The following is a 21326-nucleotide window of genomic DNA, read 5'->3' as shown; positions in this document are numbered from 1 at the left end:
TTACGACTTGTAAACGGGGCAACTTTGAAAATTGAAGTTTTTTTTCCTTAATTTGGATAAGGCTAATTTGTATTTTTGCCGAAATTCGTCAACCTACCTATGGCCAAAAAGAAACCTAAGACCAGGAAAACCACTAAAAAATCCAGTAAACTATCTTTCAGCCTCAACAGGCAGCAAAAAGTGGTGCTTGGAAGTTTTCTTATGCTATTTGGTCTGGGACTTATAGTTGCCTTTATTTCTTTTCTTTTTAACTGGCAGGCAGATCAGAGCGTACTTCAGGAACTGGGGAATCGTGATGTGGAAGCCAGTAACTGGTTAAGTAAATTTGGTGCATCTGTAAGTGACTTTTTTGTATATAAAGGCTTCGGACTAGCTTCTTTCTCTATTGCATTTTTAATACTGCTAAGCGGCATCTATTTATTCTTTGGATTTAAGATCTCCAATCTGAGAAAATACTGGTTCTGGGGAATTCTCGTGATGGTTTGGATTTCTATAGTTCTGGGTTATTTTGCTGAAAAAAATGCACTTCTGGGAGGTAGAATCGGTTATGAAACCAATGATTTTTTACAGGATTATCTCGGTTTCTTCGGAAGCATTCTATTAATGTTATTTCTTCTAATAGCTTACCTCGCAATACGATTAAATGTCACCCCAGAAATGGTTGGCTCTTACCTTAATACAGGAAAACAGGAACTTCAGACGGCAATGCAAAAGCATCAGGCAAGTGTTTCAGAAACTGAAGAAGAACTTGAATGGAAAAAAGAAGTAGTCATATCAAAAGATGAAGAAAAACCCGCAGAGGTTGACCTAAGCAGTAAATCAGAAAAGAAGCCTGAGAAGAAGACCAGCCCGGAAGCTATTCCGAAGATGGAAGTCAAAGCTCCAGTAGAAGAGGATAATGTGGCTATGGAAGTTGAAGCTGCTCCTGAAGAGGAAGAAGAAGACAACCTGAGTCAGAAACTGGTAAAGGATTTTGGTGAATTTGACCCAACCCTGGAGCTGAAGAATTATAAATTTCCCACGATCGAACTGCTTAAGGATTACGGTGGCACTATAACGATCAATCAGGAAGAACTAGAGGAAAATAAGAATCGTATCGTTGATACGCTCAAAAATTATAAGATCGAAATTGCCCAGATCAAGGCAACTGTTGGTCCAACAGTAACCTTATATGAGATCGTCCCTGAAGCCGGAATTCGTATTTCCAAGATCAAGAATCTTGAGGATGATATTGCATTGTCGCTTTCTGCACTTGGAATTAGAATTATTGCTCCAATTCCGGGTAAAGGAACCATTGGTATTGAAGTACCAAATAAAAATGCCAGCATAGTATCCATGCGCTCGGTGATCGCTTCGCCTAAATTTCAGAAGGCAGAAATGGAGTTACCGCTAGCTTTGGGTAAAACGATAAGTAACGAAACCTTCGTAGTCGACCTGGCTAAAATGCCGCATATGTTGATGGCTGGTGCTACCGGACAGGGTAAATCTGTTGGTTTGAATGCAATTCTAACATCGCTACTATACGCCAAGCATCCGGCTGAAGTGAAATTTGTTCTGGTTGATCCTAAAAAAGTGGAGCTAACCTTATTCAATAAAATAGAACGCCACTACCTCGCAAAACTACCAGATGATGGTGAAGCGATTATCACCGATAATACGAAAGTGATCAACACCCTTAATTCTCTATGTATCGAAATGGATGATCGATATAATCTTTTGAAGGATGCAATGTGTCGTAACTTGAAGGAATACAATACGAAGTTTAAGGCAAGAAAGTTAAATCCGAACGACGGACACAAATTCCTGCCTTATATCGTTTTGGTAGTAGATGAATTTGCAGATTTGATCATGACCGCCGGGAAGGAAGTGGAAACGCCAATTGCCAGACTGGCTCAGCTTGCACGTGCCATTGGAATACATTTGATCATTGCAACACAAAGACCTTCGGTAAATGTAATTACCGGTATAATTAAAGCAAACTTCCCGGCTAGAGTTGCTTTTAGAGTAACATCGAAGATCGATTCCCGAACTATTCTGGATAGTCAGGGAGCAGATCAATTAATTGGTCGTGGTGATATGTTATTTACACAGGGGAATGAACTTAAAAGACTGCAGTGTGCATTCGTAGACACTCCAGAGGTTGACAAGATCACCGAATTCATTGGTTCTCAAAAAGCTTATCCTGAAGCTCACCTGCTTCCGGCCTATGAAAGCGAGGAAAGTGGCACAGGACTTGATATAGATGTGAGCGAGCGAGACAAGCTGTTTCGCGATGCTGCAGAAGTAATCGTAACCGCCCAGCAGGGCTCGGCTTCTTTGCTTCAGCGTAAATTAAAACTTGGGTATAACCGTGCAGGTAGAATAATAGATCAACTGGAAGCCGCAGGCATTGTTGGTCCGTTTGAAGGAAGTAAGGCAAGACAGGTTTTAATTACAGATATGGTAGCGCTCGATCAACTATTAAATGAAAAACCAGACTAAAAAAATTAGAATGAAAAGATTAGTATTTATTTTGGCAGCTATACTCAGTTTTGGAGTACAGGCGCAGGAAGCATCAAAAGCTCAGAAATTACTAAATGAAGTTTCAGCAAAAGTGAAGAATTATGACAATATGGTCATAGAATTCAAATATTCACTTGAAAACGAAGCTGAGAATGTGAGCCAGGAAACTCGAGGAGATGTTAGTATTGACGGGGAGAAATACCTGTTGAATTTAATGGGGACCACGCAGATGTTCGACGGGAAAAAGATCTATACCATCATTCCGGAAGATGAGGAGATCAACATTTCCAATTACGTTGAGGAAGATAGCAACAGTATCACACCTTCAAAAATGTTCACATTTTATCAAAATGGGTATAATTACAAAATGGATATCACTCAGAATGTGAAAGGCAGAGAGATCCAGTATGTAAAACTTACACCAAAAGATAGTAAAGCTGAGATCAAGAATATTCTTCTTGGGATCGATACTCAAACCAAGCATATTTACAATATGATCCAGACCCAGGAGAATGGGACTAAAGTGACGATCACTGTGAAAAGTTTCAAGACAGATCAACCACTTGCAAAAAATCTATTTACCTTTAACGAAGCTAGATACAGCGACTTTTATATCAATAGATTAGACTAAATTGAAAATACTCGACCGGTACATACTTACCAGCTTTTTAAAAACATTTTTCTCGGTCTTTATAATACTGATGTTCATCTTTGTACTCCAAACAATATGGCTGTACATAGGTGAACTTGCTGGTAAAGACCTGGATACAGAAGTAATTCTTAAGTTTTTACTCTACTTCTCACCTAAGCTGGTGCCTCTAGTATTACCGCTAACAATCCTGCTTACATCCATCATGACTTTCGGCTCTTTTGCTGAAAATTATGAATTTGCCGCCATGAAGTCTTCAGGTATTTCTTTAGGCCGCGCAATGCGTAGTCTTACCGTATTCATAGTATTAGTAAGTCTTACAGCTTTCTTTTTCGCCAATAATGTCATTCCCGCAGCAGAATTTAAGTCGATCAATCTTCGGAAGAATATTGCTCAGTTAAAGCCGGCCATGGCTATTTCTGAAGGAATCTTCAATGACATTGGAACCTTCAATATTAAAGTAGAAGAAAAAAGTGGTGAGAATGATCAGTTTCTTACCGATGTAATTATTCATCAGAAGGAGAAAACTGGCGGAAATACTACAGTGATCAAAGCACGGGAAGGCGAATTGGTTGGAAGTACTAATTCTGATGTACTTTCTCTAATTCTGAAGGAAGGAAACTATTACGATGAAGTAACACCTTCAGATTATCAAAAGAGGAAAAGAAAACCATTTACGAAAACTTATTTTGATGAATATGTCATCAATATAGATCTCTCAAATTTCAATAATGTAGATCTGGAGGATCAAAACTATAATTCCACTCACGGAATGTTGAAAATTTCAGAACTGAGTGAAAGCATAGATTCATTTTCGGTCAACTACAATACAAAAATGGCTAGTCTTAAATCGAATATGTATGATCGCTCAGGGATCGTTAATGTTCAGAATAATTTAAAGCCTAAGGATACTGTAGTTTCTACAGATGAAAGTATCCTGTCGCATTACAATACCTACGATGCGGCACAAATTTCCAACCTCGCTTTAGGAACTGTAAACAGCGCTATTGCCCATCTGGGAATGCAGAAGCAGGAGTTTAAAAACAATGTAAAGCAGATCAATAAATTCGAGATCGCCTTACATGAAAAATATGCTCTTGGAATTGCCTGTATCGTACTGTTCTTTGTAGGAGCTCCTCTTGGAGCCATTATCAGGAAAGGTGGAATTGGTTTACCTATAGTGGTTGCAATTTTGCTCTTTCTTACCTATCACTTTATAGGGATCTTCACGAAGAATTCGGCAGAAAATGGAAGTGTTCCTGCGTTTGTGGCTACATGGCTTCCAACCTGGATCATGCTCCCGCTGGGTGTTTTTCTTACTTATAGAGCTACTACAGATCAGGGATTATTGGCTTTTGACAGCCTTACGGACCCTATAAAAAAACTCTTCAAAAAAGCCGGAGCGATTCGGAACAAAAGTAAATCATAATAAATATCTTTGCAGCCATAAATTTGGAACTATGGCAGAGGTAGAAAATAACCAGTATCAGGTCAAATTAGATACAATTCAGGAAGCTATTGATGATATTCGCGCCGGAAAGGTGATCATTGTAGTGGATGATATTGACCGTGAAAATGAAGGTGATTTTCTTGCCGCTGCAGAAATGGTTACTCCAGAGATGATCAATTTCATGGCTACTCACGGCCGCGGACTCATTTGTGCTCCTTTAACCGAGCAAAAATGTAATGATCTTAAACTGGAAATGATGGTTGGTAATAATACCGATCCTATGGAAACCGCTTTTACGATTTCGGTTGACCTGAGAGGAAAAGGTGTAACTACGGGTATTTCAGCTTCAGACAGAGCTCAAACCATCAAAAGCCTGATAGATCCTGAAACAAAACCGCAGGACCTTAACAGACCAGGACATATTTTTCCGCTAAAAGCCAAGGAAGGCGGAGTTTTACGCAGAACAGGTCATACCGAAGCTGCGATCGACTTTGCAAGACTTGCCGGTTTCGAACCTGCCGGAGTCATCGTGGAAATCATGAATGAGGATGGAACCATGGCACGCTTACCCCAACTGCTGGAAGTCGCTAAAAAGTTTGATCTAAAGATCGTTTCTATCGAAGATCTTGTTGCCTATAGAATGCAGCACGATAGTCTTATCGAGAAAAATGAGGATTTTGAACTGGATACAAGATTTGGAAAATTCAGACTTCGCGCTTACAAACAAACTACCAATTCACAGGTTCATATAGCATTGACTAAGGGTTCATGGAAGACCGATGAAGACATTCTTGTACGAGTGAATTCAACCATGGTAAACAATGATATCCTGAGAACTTTGACCAATAATGCAGAGAAAAAACTGGATGGAATGTTTAAGGCGATCAATGATGAAGGTCGTGGTGCCATCGTTTTTATTAATCCGGCTAACCCATCTCCAAACCTTTTATCTAGAATAACAGAATTAAAAGAAAGTCAGAAACAGGGAGAAATTAAAGCACCGCCAGTAAAAATGGACAATAAGGATTTTGGAATTGGAGCTCAGATTCTTCATGACCTTGAGATTCATAAGATCAGGTTGTTGTCAAATTCCCAGCAAACTAAAAGAGTTGGAATGATTGGTTACGGTCTGGAGATCAAAGAATACGTAGAGTATTAATCCATTTCAATGATCACCTCGTCCAATGGGCGACGCACTTTTTTTAATTCTGAAAAGAAATCATCTTTAGCACGATAACCAACAGGAAGCACAAGTACCGACTGCAGGTTTCTATCTCCAAGTTTTAAGAAATCATCATATTTTGCAGGCTCAAAACCTTCCATGGGACAGGCGTCTATTCCTTCAGTAGCGCACACGGTTAATAGCGTTCCTAAAGCCAGGTATGCCTGATTTCGTGCCCAGGCTTCAATTTCCTCGATCGCCTTATTCTTGAAATCATCTACCAGAAAATTATGGAAAGGCTGTAAAACCTCATCTGGTGTGTCTCTCAAATTCTTTACTCGTTGAAAGTATCCTGATATAAAATTTTCATCTACATTTTTTTCAGTACAGATCACCAGTACATGAGAAGCGTTACTTACCTGCTGCTGATTCATTGAGAACTCTGTAAGCTGCTGTTGAGTTTCTTTATTGCTAATTACCAGCATCTTTAATGGTTGTAATCCATAGGAAGTGGCAGTGAGATTAAATGCATGCTTAAGGATCTCCAGTTTTTCTTCGGAAAGAATTCTGGAATCATCAAACTTTTTAGTGGCGTAACGCCAGTTCAGCGCTTTTAAATTACTCATAATTATGATCTTGAAATGCAAAGGTACACAATGATGAAAAGAACATTTACGTTAGCTATCGATTAATCTGATACATCCAATTATTTATGGCTATCTTCGACCTTATATTCATCCAGAGAAATGAAAAAACTTAAAAAATTCATCTTATTCTCTGTCATTGGAATTGTGCTTATCATCTTTACCATCCTGGGTGTTGAAGCCATTTTCTTGAGACACACTTCAGAAGACATTTATTCTGATATTTCTAAAATACCTCCCCGTGAAACAGTAATTATTTTGGGAGCAAGTGTCCATTCTGATGGTAAATTATCTCCAATCTTAAAGGATCGCGTAGATACCGCTATTAAATTATATCACAGTAACAAGGTCAAGAATTTCCATGTAACTGGCGATCATCGAACCGAAGATTATAATGAAATCGCTGCCATGGTTTCTTATCTTCGAGAACGAGGAATTCCTCAAAACCGAATTACCTCAGATCATGCAGGACTGGATACTTATGACAGTATGTACAGGGCGGGAAAACTTTTTAATATAGAGAATGCTACAGTGGTTACCCAAAAATTCCATTTGCCCAGGGCACTTTTCATTTCTGGTCAGCTGGGATTTAATTACTTCGGTTTCACCGCAGATCAACGTGCTTACCAAACCGAATACAGGCTGAAACAAAGAGAGAAACTGGCAAATGTCAAGGCTCTCTGGGAAGTTTTGATCAATAAGGAACCCAGCACGATGGAATACAGGCTCGATTCTTCCAAAGATTAATCTGAAGCTTTTTTAAGTATATTCGTAGTAACTAACTATAAAACCAAAACTATGTTACAATGGATCATCCATATCGTACTGGATGCAGTCGTCCTGCTAATCGCTGCGAAATTTCTAAGTAAAGTTCATCTTAATGGCTTCAAATCTGCACTAATCGTTGCATTAATCATTGGAGTACTAAGCTTTCTATTGAGCTGGTTACTTACCGCCGTATTAAATATTGCTACACTCGGAATTTTCTACTTCCTTGGACTGGGCTTTATCACCCGAGTGGTTGCCTATGCGATCGTAATAGAAATAGCAGATAATTTAACTTCAGATTTCAAAACTGAAGGTTTTCTACCAAGCTTATGGTTAGCGATACTTATCGCAATCGTAGGAGCTATAGTAGACGCCCTGTTATTCTAAAAATATCACCGGGTGAGATGTTTCACCCGGTTTTTTCTTCCCCACCACACTATAAATCCTGTTACAGGTAAGCTTGCGACAAAAATGCTCAGAATAAAAGCGATGATCTTCCCGGTCATCCCGAAATACTGACCTGTATGTATACCGTAACTCATTTCCTGTAGTTTTAAACCAGTACTTTTTGACTCATATGGCTGTTCCTGAAGTAATTCAGCAGTTTGTGGATGAAAATAGTAATTGGATTGGTGATCGTAGTCCAGAGATTCGGTATATGCTCCTGTTACCACCGGATGATGATCACCTTCTGTCCACACAAAATACATTTCATGTCCAGGCGCTTTTTCTAGTGTTTCAACAAAAGCTATATCTATAGGCTCCTCTGGAATTCGTGGTTTCTGAACAATATTTTCAATATGATGATCACTTTCTACATCTTCACCTAGATTTCCCGCAAAATAGAGTCCATCTTTCACCCAATCATATGAGAAATATAACCCGGTAATGGCTACTACAATGGCAAGAATATGAAGATAGAATCCGCTGATGTTGTGTAGGTCGTAATTCACTCTTCTCCAACGAGCATTCCATTTTATTTTCAGACTCTTCTTTAAGTTCTTCAGCTTCTTTGGCCACCAAAGTATAACTCCCGTGATCATCATTAGGATAAAGATCAAAGTTGAAATACCTACTACCTGCCTTCCAATTTCCTCAGGTAACAATAGGTACATATGCAGTGCTTTTACGATCTCGAAAAAATCCCTCGTAAAATCCTGAGAATATAACCATTCACCTGTATATGGATTTAGGTAAAAACAATATGGAGTTTCTTCAAATACTCCATACACCGCAACTGGTCTGTCCTGCCCGGCATAGAGCACAAAATCATCTGTAGTTCCGGGATATTTCGACTGTACAATCTCCTTAATTTCTGAAGGTGCCAAATATCCACTATCCTGCTGTTCTACAAATCGGAAGTCGTAGATAGCATCTTTAATTTCGTCATGGAATACATAGATACATCCAGTAATTGCAACTATAAATACAATAATACCCGTCAATAGACCCAACCAGAGATGGATTCTGCCAGCCCATTTTCTAAGTGTATCCCGTTTCTGTTTTTTCTTCATAATTCTTTAAAAAAAAGGAGATCACCATTACGGCGATCTCCAGCTAACTCAAACTAAAATTTATAGGTAAGTGCGGCAGCGAAATTTCTCGGTGCTTGTGGATTTATTGTTGACCATCCGTTGAAATAATCTTCATTCGTTAGATTATTCAGTTTCAGGTTGATCGAAAATTTATCTACATCATAGAAAACAGCTGCATTTAGTACTGTATAAGATGGAAGTGTAAATACACCCGCCGTGTTGCGATTAAAAATCATGTTTTCACTGGCGTAGTTACCTCCAAAACCAAGACCGAATCCTTCAGCTACACCAGCAGTAAATTTATAGCTTGCCCAAAGGTTTGCCAGAGTCTCAGGTCCCGCAGATTCAGGTCTTCTTCCGAGGAAATCATCATTTTCTGAAGCTTCGGTCACTTCACTATCATTGTGACTGATTCCTGCTACAAGATTTAATCCATCTATTGGACTAGCGGTAAGCCTGGCTTCAAAACCACGACTGTATTGAGTCCCATCCTGATTTACATTAATACCATTACCTAGAACAATATTTTCAACCTGAATATCATAATAACTCAAGGTTGCGAACAGTTTATCATTGAAAAAGTTCAGCTTCGTTCCAAATTCAAATTGAGTAGCATGTTCAGGATCAAAAGTTATTCTGTTTGTTTCACCAGTATCCTGATTAATAACTTCTGAAGGTGCTACGTTACTAAAACCATCCATATAATTAGCAAATACAGAAACCCGGTCTAAAATTGGCTGATATACTACTCCGAATTTAGGCGAAAGTGCAGTTTGGCTATTGCTATCATTTTCGAACTGGTCTATTCGTAAACTGGCCATGGCAGATAATGCCGGAGTAATATTTAATACATTTGATACATAAGCACTATAGATATCCTCTTTAACAGTATTATTATTACGATTTGAATTGGCCAGGAGACCATCAACCGCCGCTGTGGAAAGAATTCCACTGTCTCCATTTGTGATATAATTCACTTGCTCAGTAATACCAAAAACACTTTCGTTCACATTCTGCAGACCTGCATTTCCAATATAAATATTTCCGTTGCCTACATAACCGGTACCATTATCTATGGTTTCTCGTTGAAAATAGTCTAAACCAGCTACCATCCTATTTCTCATTCCGAAGATCTCAAAATCACCTATAAAATTCTGCTGAAGATCTGTAGTAAGGGTGGTAGAATTCTGATTATTCATATACCTCGTAAACACTACTCCATCATCCAAACCTTCGTAAAATCTGGTGGTTTCATAGAGGTAAGAATAATAACCTTCAGACTTCGAACTTCCACGAGAAATAGCAGTTTGAGAAGTCCAGTTTTCTGACAATTTATAATTCATCTGACCCTGTAGACTATAAGTTGGATTTTTTAGAGTTAGATCGTTACTGGTGTAGGATCTATTCGAGTTATAATCTAATTCTTCAATATTTGTTACTGTTAAAGGTGCTCCCCTATCCACAAATAGCATGGTAGGATTTGTTGACTCGCCACTGTAAAATTCAGTATTAACCAAAAAGGAAAGTCTGTCGTTTACCTTGTAACTCAGAGACGGCGCGAATAAAAAGGATTTCGAAAACCCGGCATCCTGAAACGAATTTTGAGTTTGATATGCAGTGTTGACTCGTAGAGCCACATCTCCATCTTCATCTAAAGGCGTATTTACATCTGCGGCAACTCGGTTAAGCCCATAGCTACCAAGCGTATATGTAATATTTCCGCCGAAATAATCATAAGGCTTTTTTGTAGTGATATTGATCAAGCCTCCGTAGGAAATAAGACTGCTCCCATACAAAGTACCGGAAGGACCTTTTATAACCTCAGTATTTTCAATATTTGCGGGATCGGGACTACCATTGGTAAGAGCTGGCAGGCCATTAACCATAGTTGGCTGTACAGGAAAACCTCGAAGCGAAAAATAACCTGCGCCGTCTCCGCCTCTACCTGTAGATTCCCATAATTTGGTAATTCCAGAACTATTTTTTAGAGCATCATCAAAATTTGTGATAATCTGTTGTTCTAGCAACTCTGAGGTTATATTGTCATAGACCTGCGGATTCTCTATATTTTTTAAAGGTAGCTTGGAAACATATACACTTTTAGCACGATCATACTCAATGGAACTTCCGTTACCCTGGATTACTACTTCCTCCAATTGTTCTTCACCTGATCGCAAAACAATAACCGGAAGACTGGTCATTGCACCTGGCTTTAAGGTAATTGCAATTTCCTTTGGCTCATATCCAACATAAGATACCCTAAGAAGATAATTTCCTTCAGGAACGCTTTCGATTAAATAAGAACCTTTTAGATCTGTTTCTGTTCCAATACCTGTACCCTGAACATCTACATTTGCTGCAGAAATTGCCTCTCCTTTTGAATTAGTAATCTTTCCCTTGATATTCCCAGAATTCTGAGCAATTGCGCTGTATCCAAAGAAGATAAATAGTAGTAGTAATTTATGATTCATCTGTTTAATTTTATTTAGACTTGATATAAATAGTGACGCAAACATACTAAGTGAATTCCATTTTAAAAACCTTATTTAGAACTATTTTAAATAAAATGTTGTAAATGTTTGATCCTGAAACTCTTCAGAATTAATATAATATTAAAGAGTGCCCGTTAGGATTATGGTATTTTTGCAGCTTCTAAATTTGCAGATATGATTAAGTTTATAGTAACCGACGTTGATGGCACCCTATTAAACGACCAGCATGAGATTCATCCAGATTTCTGGAAAATGGAGGAAGAATTGTGTGCCAAAGGCATACAATTCTCCATCGCGAGTGGCCGACAGTTTTATAATCTGGAAAGTAAATTTGAAAGGATTAAGCATCGCACCATGTTCTTTGCAGAAAACGGCACTTATGTTTCATTCAAGGGTAAAGAGCTCTATGTGAACCCCATAGAAAAGGACGCCGCTATTCATTTTATAGAAATGGGCCGAAAACTGGAAGATACTTACGTCGTCCTGTGCGGAAAAGATTCAGCATATATTGAAACCAGCGATAAGAAATTCATCGATCATATTTCTCAGTTTTATGAACGTTTAAAAGTTGTGGAAGATCTTACGCAAGTTGATGACACCTATTTAAAGGTTACTTACTGTAATTTCAATGGAGTTGAAGCTAATACTTATCCACACTTTGAGGGTTATACAGACCGCTTCAAGGTTGCCATCGCTGCAAAGATATTTATCGATATTACTGCTCTAAATGCAAATAAGGGAAATGCTATCAAAGGAATTCAGAAGGAAATGAATTTTACGGAAGAGGAAACTTTGGTATTTGGAGATTATTTGAACGACCTTGAAATGATGAAGGTCTCTGCTCATAGTTACGCTATGAAAAATGCTCATCCTGAAGTTAAAGAGGCCAGCAAGTTCATTACCAGTCATGACAATAATGAGCATGGTGTGCTTAGGACGATCTCAGATCTGGGACTGGCAAGTTTTAGTTAACCATAAAATTAGTACGATCTATCCCTGTATTTCCGGTTAAAGGATCGAATGCCTGGATAATTAATTCGTAAGAGCCTTGTTCTAAAATAGCACTTCCCATAAAATTACTGGAACCTCCCTCCTGTTCCAATTTTACAGTTTTGGTAGGCATATTCTCATTTTTCAAGATCGCGGCCACTTCATACTGGTTCGCGTCCCACAGACCTCCTTTAGTGATAGGACAACCACACATCATGACAATATTTGCCTGAATTTTAATTTCTGAACTGGAATAAGATTGGTGAGTTTGAGGAGTTACAATATCCACTACGAAGCCTGGTATTTTCAGGATGATTCCCTCACCGGTTATGTTTTTTCCAGAAAGCAGCCATAATTGAGTACTTGATTTTACAATAGCCTGTTTCTTGTTCCAGGGTGCGTAAGCTTCAATAGTTACAAATCTTGGTTCAGTTATCTCGATCTTAGCATTAAAACCTGCCGTTTGATCATCTGTAATTCGGATGCCCCTTTCATGAGGCTGCTTCATAATCTTTTCAGTATTACCCGTGCTTCCTTTGGTGATACCTTCTGCCAAGATTTCATTAGTCAAAGCATCTTTGATCAGGATTTTAGCTCCGCCAATAGAAGAGCCTATAAATTTAGCGTCGCCGGCCTGCGCTCTTACCATAACTTCTACGTCCTGGGCAGAACTAAGAGAAGAAATAGAAAATATTAGGACACAAAAAAACCGGTAAAAATTATTGCTATACATAGTAATGATCTTTACCGGCTAATTTAAGAAAACTAAGTTTTATGCATCGGCTAATTCAGCATCCTTTGTTTTCGAAACAATATTGTGATAGTTTTTTGGATCTTCCTGGTAATCACTTATGTATTCCCTGATCGTATTCAGTTCATCCTGAGTAAGATCGTTAGCTTTCATACTTTGCTTAAGATCCAACCATGGTTTGTTGGCTGAGTGGTCATATTCTCCAAATACCATAAAGGGCGTACCATTGTACTCTATGTCTGAATTTTCAAGTTCCCACATACTAGCCCAATCGAATATATACTTTGCATCATCCATATATAATCTTACGCATCCATGACTCGCAGGATATCCTGGTAGCGCGTATTGGTGTACCCCAACACCTTCAAAATTCATAAAATTGAAATAATATGGAAGTATCCATGAAGCATCTACCGTACTTACCTTTCTTTTCGCCTTATAATTCCCATAATTAAGTCCTGCCGGAGTTTGAGTTGAACCTTTCCCGGTACTAACCGGTCCCCATTTAACTAATTCGCCATTTTCATAAAGTCCGAATGCCTGTACTCTTTTATTGATCAAAACAGTCTTAGGTATACAGTGCAGTTCTTGAAGATCTTCTGGAAACGGACTATAATTATTGAATTCTTCCGCAGCACATTCTGGAATTACAAGTGGGCGGTTGGGACGTATTTTATTTTTTTCGATACGATTGATAGCAAGAACTGTTTTCAGTTCATCATCGTTATAGTTACTAAGCAAACTATCTATGGTCTCACGAGATTTTAGAGAATCCACCGAGTATTTTACTTCCTTACGGAATATCTTTGCTTCTCTCTTGATAATAGGACTCTTCATACTCAATTCCTGAGTTTGCTCCTCCTTAATCGGATCCTGAATTTGTGGATTGGAATTACAGGAGAACAACAAAATTCCGGCTAGTAGACTTAAATAACGAAAAGGTGTGATTGAACTGTTCATCGTAATTGTAGTTAGTTTTAAACGAAAATACATTTGAACACGCGTATCTACTGCTAATCCTGAGTTAAGGCTTTGTTGGCTTTATGATAATTAACCTATTTTAAGAGTAAATCTGCGATGGTAATCCTAATATTTTAAGAATTAGAGCATTTTTCAAAGTGTTTGGAAAAATTTCAATTAATGTTGGTCTGGTTATTTATTCATCGTAATATTGCAATATAATTATATCGAATGGGAGTTACGAAGACCGATCTATTTTCTAAAGAACAGAATGAACTTGCGTGTTACGCCAAAGTACTGGCTCATCCTGCAAGAATTGCCATTCTTCAATTTCTTCTGAAATCTGATAGATGTATCAACGGAGACCTGGTCAACGAACTTGGTCTTGCGCAGGCTACGATCAGTCAGCACTTACGTGAGTTGAAAAATGCCGGAATTATCCAGGGATCCATTGAAGGAGTGTCTGTTAGTTATTGTATTGATACGACCAACTGGTATAAAATTCAGCAATTACTGAATGTATTATTTGATGGTTTAAAAACACCCGAACCGAAGGATTGCTGCTAAAAAAATTTAAATATTAACATCGTAATATTACGATAAATCGAATACTATGCTTTTATCAGAATTTAAAAAAGAACTCAAGAACTTAAGCCGACTTTATTTTGAACTACCAGGCGGTGAGCTTGTACCTTCTCATTTTCACGTAACTGAAGTTGGAAGTATACGTAAAAATTTTATTGATTGTGGGGGTGTACTACGAAATGAGCGCAAGGTTTCTTTTCAGCTTTGGGAAGCCGATGACTACGATCACCAATTGTATCCGGAGAAATTAATGCAGATCATTTCCATTGCTGAAGACAAACTCAACCTTCGGGATGCTGAAATTGAAGTGGAATACCAGGGGCAAAGTATCAATAAATATCATCTTGATTTTGACGGCGAAAAATTCCTTCTTTTGAATACAAAAACTGACTGCCTGGCAAAAGATAATTGTGGTATACCAGAATCCAAACCCAAAGTAAAAATAGCAAATGTATCCGAGCAACAATGTTCTCCAAATTCAGGTTGCTGTTAATTAATCGTTATGAATAATATATATCCAGAACTTAGTTCAAAGATCAAGGAACTTGAAAAGTTATCAATTTCCGAAGAAAGAATGAATGTTCTTCAACCTTTAGTGGAATTCATCTCTAAAAAGATCAATTTAGAAGACGCATTGCAACTCAATTTTATCTGCACTCATAATTCCCGACGTAGTCAGCTCGCACAAGCCTGGGCTATGGCGGCATCAGATTATTATAAAATTCCAGCCAAGTGCTATTCTGGTGGAACAGAGGCTACTGCCTTCTTTCCGCAGGCCATTTTAACTTTGAGTGAAACTGGTTTTAGAATTGATGAGAAATCTGGAGAGAATCCAGAAATCAAAGTAGATACTGGTGCAAGTTCAAATACTTTTTATTCAAAGATATTTGACCATGAAAAAAACCCGACGAAGAACTTTGCAGCGGTAATGACCTGTAGTCATGCTGATGAAAATTGCCCGTTCATAGTGGGAGCAGAATCCAGAATACCCTTGAATTACGAAGATCCCAAGAGTTTTGATGATACTCCTGAAATGGCAAAAAAGTACATGGAACGAAGTGACCAGATAGGTTCTGAAATGTTATACGCCTTTAAAAAAGCAATATCCAATGGCTAAAAAACTAAATTTCCTTGATAAGAATTTAACGCTATGGATCTTTCTTGCTATGCCCGTTGGTGTGATCCTGGGCAACATCATCCCGGCAATTCCAGAGCAGATTAATGCAATGAGCTCCGGGTCTACAAACTGGCTGCTGGCCGTTGGACTCATCCTTATGATGTACCCTCCACTAGCGAAAGTAAAATACAGACTCCTACCTAAAGTTTTCAAAAACGTCAAAATTTTGACGCTATCTCTGATACTTAACTGGATCATCGGGCCCTTTTTGATGTTTTTCCTGGCCATTACATTTTTGCATGACCATCCCGAATATATGATCGGACTCATACTAATAGGACTTGCCAGGTGTATCGCGATGGTATTGGTGTGGAATGACCTCGCGGAAGGTAGTAGTGAATATGGAGCAGCCCTGGTAGCACTGAACAGCATTTTCCAGGTTTTCGCCTACAGTTTTTATGCATGGATCTTTATTACCTGGCTCCCTCCTTTCTTCGGATTCGATTCTGCTATCGTGGATATTTCTATTGAGAGTGTTGCGGAAAGTGTACTAATTTACCTTGGTATCCCATTCGTGTTGGGTATTTTAAGTCGAATTATCCTAGTGCGTCTAAAAGGGGAATCCTGGTACGAAAACAGTTTTATCCCGGCAATTTCACCAATTACTTTAATTGCTTTACTATTTACCATCGTTTTGATGTTTTCGCTGAAGGGTAGTTTAATTGTTGAAATTCCATTTGATGTTTTACTAATCTCGGTTCCGCTACTTATTTATTTCTGCCTTATGTTTTTAATTAGCTTTTTCGCAAGTAAATTGCTTGGAGCCAGCTACGAACGGAATGCTTCTGTTGCTTTTACGGCAGCCGGAAACAATTTTGAACTGGCGATCGCGGTTGCCATTGCAGTATTCGGTTTAAATAGCGGTCAGGCATTTGCAGGAGTCATTGGTCCGCTAGTAGAAGTGCCAGCCTTGATTTTACTGGTACGGGTTTCGTTCTGGTTGAAGAAGAGATTTTACAAGGACAGCGCAGTTGAGCATGCCTGAAGATCTTAAATTCTGATGACTGTTACTCTTCGGAAAATAATATATTAAATCAATAGAATTTACCAATTTTATAACGCTTCTAGCTGAAATAATACGGGTTGAAAACCTTAGTTTTATTTTATTTAGCTGAAAGCAATATGAAGAAGGTTTTGATCATTTTACTGGGAGTAGTCATCATCCTTATTGGCTCGATCTACTTTTCTGTTTCCGGCACCCAGAAAACTTTTGAGACCTGCACTATTTCCAATTTTGAAGACCTTAAAAGAACAAATTTCAGAAACCACGATTCGGTTCTAATCGCTCCAAGTACTTTATATGAAGCTAACCTTCTGAAGGATTTGGTTCAGGGAAGTAACTACCGCAATGCCTGGTCTGAAAAAGTGAAATTTCCAATTGTATTTCTGGATACCTTATACGGTGGCATGGAAATCATCAAAGAAGGTGGAGGTAAACAAACGCATTCCTTAAAACTACGCTCAAAGAATGGCATCATTTACACCTTGCGAAGTGTCACAAAAGATCCGGAGAAACTTATCCCTGAAATTGCAGAAGATCTCGGCCTTGAAAATATTATCGTGGACGGAATATCTGCGCAACATCCCTACGCGGCGATCCTCGCGGCTGAGTTAGCTCAGGAACTTGACATTCTGCATACACATCCTAGAATGGTCTTTATTCCGAAGCAAGAAGTTCTAGGTGATTTTAATGAGAAATTTGGCAACCGACTGTTCCTTCTGGAATATGAAACCGAAAGCAAAGCCAATTGGACTTCGCTAAAAAATGTTTCAAAAATTATTGAAACCAAAGACCTTCAGAAATTAAAATTTGAGACAAAAGTGAAAATTTCAGTAGATCAAGAGGCTTTGATCAAAGTAAGATTATTCGATTTGCTTATAGGTGACTGGGATCGTCACGCCGAGCAATGGGGCTGGGCAATTCAGAAATCTGATCGTGGAAATATAGCAATACCGGTTGCCGGCGATAGAGACAATGCATTTTTTAATATATCTGGTTTGCTCCCATCCATAATCACTAACAAAAATATCGAGCCACTGGTTCGGCCTTTTGAAAAAGAGATCGATCATATGCCCGGCCTGGTTTATCCTTTCGACCGCTATTTTCTCTCAAATACTTCGGAAGAAATGTTCATTAAGCAAGCAAGCGAACTTCAGAAAAACTTGAGCGATAAAAAGATAGGTAAAGCTTTTGAAGCCTGGCCAGACGAAATCCGAAAGCTCAACGAAAAAGAAATCACTGATAAACTAAAAAGCCGCAGGGATATGCTTCAGGAATATGCTGAGCAGTTCTTCCAACAAATACAAGAACAGGGAAAACTAAGCGATGCTTTGAAAGGTTCTGAAGATCTCGAACTAAGTTCTTCGCAACTTGCCTGCTTTGACTGCGATCTTGAAAATTAGATCTTAAAATGTATTTTTGATATTCATTAATACTTCATTCTTTGAAAAATCTATTTTCCATAATTTTTCTAAGCCTCTTCTGTCCTGCGCTACTAATGGCCCAGAGTACACTTTCTAAAAATGTAAAAACTTTTGAGATCGAGGCACCCCAATTAAATAGCCATAAAAAGATATGGATCTATCTTCCTGCAAATTACGATTTGGATGAGCAGAAATATCCAGTTATTTATATGCACGATGCACAGAATGTCTTTAATGATTCTATTGCCTATGCTGGTGAATGGAATGTAGATGAATTTCTGGACGAAACTAATTCAAAGAAAGCGATCATTGTCGCCATTGAGCATGGTGGAGACGATAGGATTTCAGAACTTACTCCTTATCCAAACGAAAAATATGGCGGTGGCAATGGGAAGAAGTACGTTGATTTTATAAGATTTACTCTTAAACCGCATATTGATGCCAGCTATCGTACCCTGGCAGATCAGGCGAATACAGGAATTTTTGGTTCATCTCTGGGCGGACTAATTAGCTTCTATGCGGCATTTGAATACCCTGAAGTATTCAGTAAAATAGGAGTTTTCTCTCCCAGTTTCTGGTTTAGTGAACAGATCTATGAAAAAGTAAGAAATTCAGAAATAGCTAACGATCAGAAGTTTTATATACTGGCAGGGAAAAAAGAATCAGATTCCATGGTAGAGGAAGTGAATACCATGCAAGATCTGCTTGTTTCAAAAGGCCTGGAATCTCAAAATATGGTCGTAAAATTCGTTGAAGACGGAGAACACAACGAGAAATTGTGGAGAGAGAATTTCGGCGAAGCCTATCAATGGCTAATCGAACCAATTAAAAAATAATGGAAAAAGTCAATATTCAGGAAAAATTAGACCAGTTTCAGGATCACTGGAATCCGAGAATCGTTGGAGAATTGAATGGACAGCAGGTAAAGCTAGCTAAGCTTAAAGGTGAGTTTATCTGGCATGCGCATCATGAAGAAGACGAATTATTCTGGGTGATTTCAGGAGTGCTAAAGATCGAGTTTCGGGATAGCTCTGTCACCCTTAATCCTGGCGAGTTCATCGTTGTTCCAAAGGGCGTTGAACATAAGCCCATAGCTGAAAATGAAGTTCAGGTAATGTTATTTGAACCGGCAGCGACCAAACATACCGGGAATGAAAAGCACGAACTCACCAATAATAATCAGCAACATCTATAGTTCTGAACAATTCATTTTCGAAGTCTCAATTTTCGTATATTAGTCTGATAACCAACATAATGTCTAACTAATTCTCGAAAAAATGAAATCGACCAGTTTCCTCATTATTTTTCTTGCTGCCATACTAAATGTAAACGCTCAGCAAGAACCTACAGAATACAGTATCGAGCAATTCTATGAAAACACTCGTGTTTCGGGTGGTAGTTTCTCACCAGATGAATCAAAAATCCTGATAAGCAGTGATGAATCGGGCATATTTAATCTATATGAAATAGATATTTCAGTTGGAACCAAGACCGCTGTAACAAATTCTGAAAACGAATCCTTATTCGCCGTAGATTATGTTCCAGGCTCAGGAGACATATTATATTCCGCAGATAAAGGAGGGAATGAAATTAACCATTTATACCTATTAAAACCCGATGGAACCTCTAAGGACCTGACTCCGGCAGAAAATGAAAAAGCCGAATTTGGTGGCTGGAACGATACTGATTCTGGCATGTATTATCTTTCAAACAAGCGAAACGCGCAATTTTTTGACGTGTATACTATGGAAATTGGGAGTTGGGAACCAAAAATGCTCTATAAGAATGACAAAGGTTATATGGTTTCTGATATATCAGCTTCGGGAAAATACCTTGTATTATCCAATGAGATCACAACCAGCGAAAATCAATTATTCTTATTAAATACAGAGACGGAGGAACTAACTGAAATATCCAAACCGGGATTTTCTTATAGTGGTACAGGTTTTAATAAAGATGAGACAGAGCTCTACTATACAACCAATCACGGTGGTGAGTTTAGCCGATTAATGGCATATGATATTGATACCCAGAAGTCTGATGTGATTTACGAAACGAACTGGGATGTAATGTATAGCAGTTTGAGTGAAAATGACACTTACAGAGTGATTGCCATTAACGAAGACGGGGCAAATAAATTACTATTGTGGAAAAATGCTAGCCAGACTCCACTGGAATTACCTGAGATTAAGGATGGTAATATAGTGGCTGCAAATTTTTCTGATAGTGAAGAGCTATTAAGACTTACGGTTGGAACTTCTAAAACCCCAAATAATATTTACGTTTACAATATAGAGACTAAGGAAATTAAAAAATTAACCAGCACTTTGAATCCGGAAATAGATCCAGACGACCTGGTTTCTGCAGAAGTGGTAAGGTATAAATCATTCGATGGTTTAGAAATACCAGCGATCTATTATAAACCCCTCAATGCTACTGCAGATAATAAAAAACCGGCACTGGTATGGGTACATGGTGGGCCGGGTGGTCAATCCCGTGTAGGGTATTTTGCTCTATTACAATATTTAGTGAATCATGGATACGCTGTTCTCGCCGTGAACAACCGTGGTAGTAGTGGTTATGGAGCTAGCTTCTATAAAATGGATGATAAAAATCATGGAGAAAAAGATCTTCAGGATGTGATCTATGGAAAGAAATGGCTGGCATCCCAGGATTATATCAATGAAGACCAGATTGGAATTATTGGCGGTAGTTATGGAGGTTATATGACCATGGCCGCGATGACCTTCGAGCCAGATGAGTTTGAAGTGGGTGTAAACATTTTTGGGGTCACCAACTGGTTGAGAACATTAAAATCTATTCCGCCTTATTGGGAGTCTTTTAGAAAAGCACTTTATGATGAATTAGGCGATCCTACTACAAAAGATTCGATAAGACTTAAAAAGATCTCGCCTCTATTCCATGCTGAAAATGTAAAGAACCCGATCATGGTTTTACAAGGCGCGAATGACCCAAGAGTGCTGCAGGTTGAATCTGATGAAATCGTGGAGGCAGTAAAAGCGAACGATGTTCCTGTGGAATATATGGTTTTCCCAGATGAAGGTCACGGCTTCATTAAGAAAGAAAATGAGATCAAAGGCTACCGACAAATCCTTGCTTTTCTAGACAAGTATTTAAAAGACGAGGATGTAACAATGCCAGATAATACATTAAAAGATTAATTTAGCTACTTAGCTAAAAGCAATGAAACAGGTGATATCCAGTAAGAAAACAACA

The 21326-nt window shown here is 38.5% G+C and carries 20 protein-coding genes; 15 read left to right on the top strand and 5 right to left on the bottom strand.

What is annotated here, in order from left to right; translation table 11 throughout:
- Positions 1–99: 99 nt before the first annotated feature.
- Genes ABVM50_RS08835 through ribB form a run of 4 tightly spaced genes read left to right on the top strand, consistent with a single transcriptional unit; the run spans position 100 to position 5760 of the window.
- Positions 100–2481 (top strand): DNA translocase FtsK, encoded by a 2382-nt coding sequence (locus ABVM50_RS08835; protein WP_405198228.1) that lies wholly within the window; start codon positions 100–102, stop codon positions 2479–2481.
- A gap of 10 nt (positions 2482–2491) precedes the next feature.
- Positions 2492–3133 carry an outer membrane lipoprotein carrier protein LolA gene (locus ABVM50_RS08830; protein ID WP_141877255.1) on the top strand — a complete coding sequence of 214 codons (642 nt, stop codon included), beginning with the start codon at positions 2492–2494 and terminating at the stop codon, positions 3131–3133.
- Between the two features lies 1 nt (position 3134).
- Positions 3135–4580, top strand: a complete 1446-nt coding sequence (locus ABVM50_RS08825) for an LptF/LptG family permease (protein WP_405198227.1) — start codon at positions 3135–3137, stop codon at positions 4578–4580.
- 31 nt (positions 4581–4611) lie between these two features.
- Positions 4612–5760 (top strand): 3,4-dihydroxy-2-butanone-4-phosphate synthase, encoded by a 1149-nt coding sequence (ribB, locus tag ABVM50_RS08820; protein WP_405198226.1) that lies wholly within the window; start codon positions 4612–4614, stop codon positions 5758–5760.
- Here ribB and ABVM50_RS08815 read toward each other — a convergent pair.
- Positions 5757–6389, bottom strand: coding sequence for an NAD(P)H-dependent oxidoreductase (locus tag ABVM50_RS08815; RefSeq protein WP_405198225.1), 633 nt, complete (start codon positions 6387–6389; stop codon positions 5757–5759). The two genes, ribB and ABVM50_RS08815, sit on opposite strands and share 4 nt — an antisense overlap.
- A gap of 120 nt (positions 6390–6509) precedes the next feature.
- Here ABVM50_RS08815 and ABVM50_RS08810 point away from each other — a divergent pair, with 120 nt between their 5' ends.
- Both ABVM50_RS08810 and ABVM50_RS08805 read left to right on the top strand, forming a co-directional pair.
- Complete coding sequence (locus ABVM50_RS08810; RefSeq protein ID WP_405198224.1) at positions 6510–7154, top strand: vancomycin high temperature exclusion protein; 645 nt, start codon at positions 6510–6512, stop codon at positions 7152–7154.
- A 51-nt stretch (positions 7155–7205) separates the two neighbouring features.
- Complete coding sequence (locus tag ABVM50_RS08805; protein ID WP_405198223.1) at positions 7206–7562, top strand: phage holin family protein; 357 nt, start codon at positions 7206–7208, stop codon at positions 7560–7562.
- A gap of 5 nt (positions 7563–7567) precedes the next feature.
- Here ABVM50_RS08805 and ABVM50_RS08800 read toward each other — a convergent pair whose 3' ends face one another.
- Together ABVM50_RS08800 and ABVM50_RS08795 are read right to left on the bottom strand one after the other, a co-directional pair.
- Positions 7568–8689 (bottom strand): PepSY-associated TM helix domain-containing protein, encoded by a 1122-nt coding sequence (locus ABVM50_RS08800; RefSeq protein WP_405198222.1) that lies wholly within the window; start codon positions 8687–8689, stop codon positions 7568–7570.
- A gap of 53 nt (positions 8690–8742) precedes the next feature.
- Complete coding sequence (locus ABVM50_RS08795; protein WP_405198221.1) at positions 8743–11181, bottom strand: TonB-dependent siderophore receptor; 2439 nt, start codon at positions 11179–11181, stop codon at positions 8743–8745.
- Between the two features lie 195 nt (positions 11182–11376).
- Between ABVM50_RS08795 and ABVM50_RS08790 the strand changes: the two genes are divergently transcribed.
- Positions 11377–12174: an HAD family hydrolase gene (locus tag ABVM50_RS08790; protein WP_405198220.1), complete on the top strand. Its 798-nt coding sequence runs from the start codon at positions 11377–11379 to the stop codon at positions 12172–12174.
- Here ABVM50_RS08790 and ABVM50_RS08785 read toward each other — a convergent pair.
- Both ABVM50_RS08785 and ABVM50_RS08780 read right to left on the bottom strand, forming a co-directional pair.
- Entirely contained in the window at positions 12167–12925 is a 759-nt protein-coding gene (locus ABVM50_RS08785; protein ID WP_405198219.1) for a hypothetical protein, read from the bottom strand. The genes ABVM50_RS08790 and ABVM50_RS08785 overlap by 8 nt on opposite strands.
- 39 nt (positions 12926–12964) lie before the next feature.
- Complete coding sequence (locus tag ABVM50_RS08780) at positions 12965–13903, bottom strand: L,D-transpeptidase (protein WP_405198218.1); 939 nt, start codon at positions 13901–13903, stop codon at positions 12965–12967.
- 231 nt (positions 13904–14134) lie between these two features.
- Here ABVM50_RS08780 and ABVM50_RS08775 point away from each other — a divergent pair, with 231 nt between their 5' ends.
- The 8 genes from ABVM50_RS08775 (at position 14135) to ABVM50_RS08740 (ending at position 21271) form a co-directional block, all read left to right on the top strand.
- Positions 14135–14470 carry a helix-turn-helix transcriptional regulator gene (locus tag ABVM50_RS08775; protein WP_141877244.1) on the top strand — a complete coding sequence of 112 codons (336 nt, stop codon included), beginning with the start codon at positions 14135–14137 and terminating at the stop codon, positions 14468–14470.
- A 46-nt stretch (positions 14471–14516) separates the two neighbouring features.
- Positions 14517–14981, top strand: a complete 465-nt coding sequence (locus tag ABVM50_RS08770) for a DUF6428 family protein (RefSeq protein ID WP_405198217.1) — start codon at positions 14517–14519, stop codon at positions 14979–14981.
- A gap of 9 nt (positions 14982–14990) precedes the next feature.
- Positions 14991–15605, top strand: coding sequence for a protein-tyrosine-phosphatase (locus ABVM50_RS08765; RefSeq protein WP_405198216.1), 615 nt, complete (start codon positions 14991–14993; stop codon positions 15603–15605).
- Positions 15598–16650 (top strand): ACR3 family arsenite efflux transporter, encoded by a 1053-nt coding sequence (gene arsB / locus ABVM50_RS08760; RefSeq protein ID WP_405198215.1) that lies wholly within the window; start codon positions 15598–15600, stop codon positions 16648–16650. Before ABVM50_RS08765 ends, arsB begins: the two co-directional genes overlap by 8 nt.
- A 137-nt stretch (positions 16651–16787) precedes the next feature.
- Complete coding sequence (locus ABVM50_RS08755) at positions 16788–18068, top strand: hypothetical protein (RefSeq protein ID WP_405198214.1); 1281 nt, start codon at positions 16788–16790, stop codon at positions 18066–18068.
- Positions 18069–18109: 41 nt separating this feature from the next.
- Positions 18110–18925 (top strand): alpha/beta hydrolase, encoded by an 816-nt coding sequence (locus ABVM50_RS08750; RefSeq protein WP_405198213.1) that lies wholly within the window; start codon positions 18110–18112, stop codon positions 18923–18925.
- Positions 18925–19284: a cupin domain-containing protein gene (locus ABVM50_RS08745; RefSeq protein WP_405198212.1), complete on the top strand. Its 360-nt coding sequence runs from the start codon at positions 18925–18927 to the stop codon at positions 19282–19284. The genes ABVM50_RS08750 and ABVM50_RS08745 overlap by 1 nt, the downstream gene beginning before the upstream one ends.
- Positions 19285–19366: 82 nt before the next feature.
- On the top strand, positions 19367–21271 hold the full coding sequence (locus ABVM50_RS08740) for an alpha/beta fold hydrolase (RefSeq protein ID WP_405198211.1): 1905 nt from the start codon (positions 19367–19369) through the stop codon (positions 21269–21271).
- Positions 21272–21326 lie beyond the last annotated feature (55 nt).

Origin of the sequence: Christiangramia sp. LLG6405-1, assembly GCF_045055805.1 — a bacterium.
Lineage (GTDB): Bacteria > Bacteroidota > Bacteroidia > Flavobacteriales > Flavobacteriaceae > Christiangramia.
The sequence above is the reverse complement of the archived record's forward strand: the minus strand, read 5'-3'. Positions and strand labels throughout refer to the sequence as shown.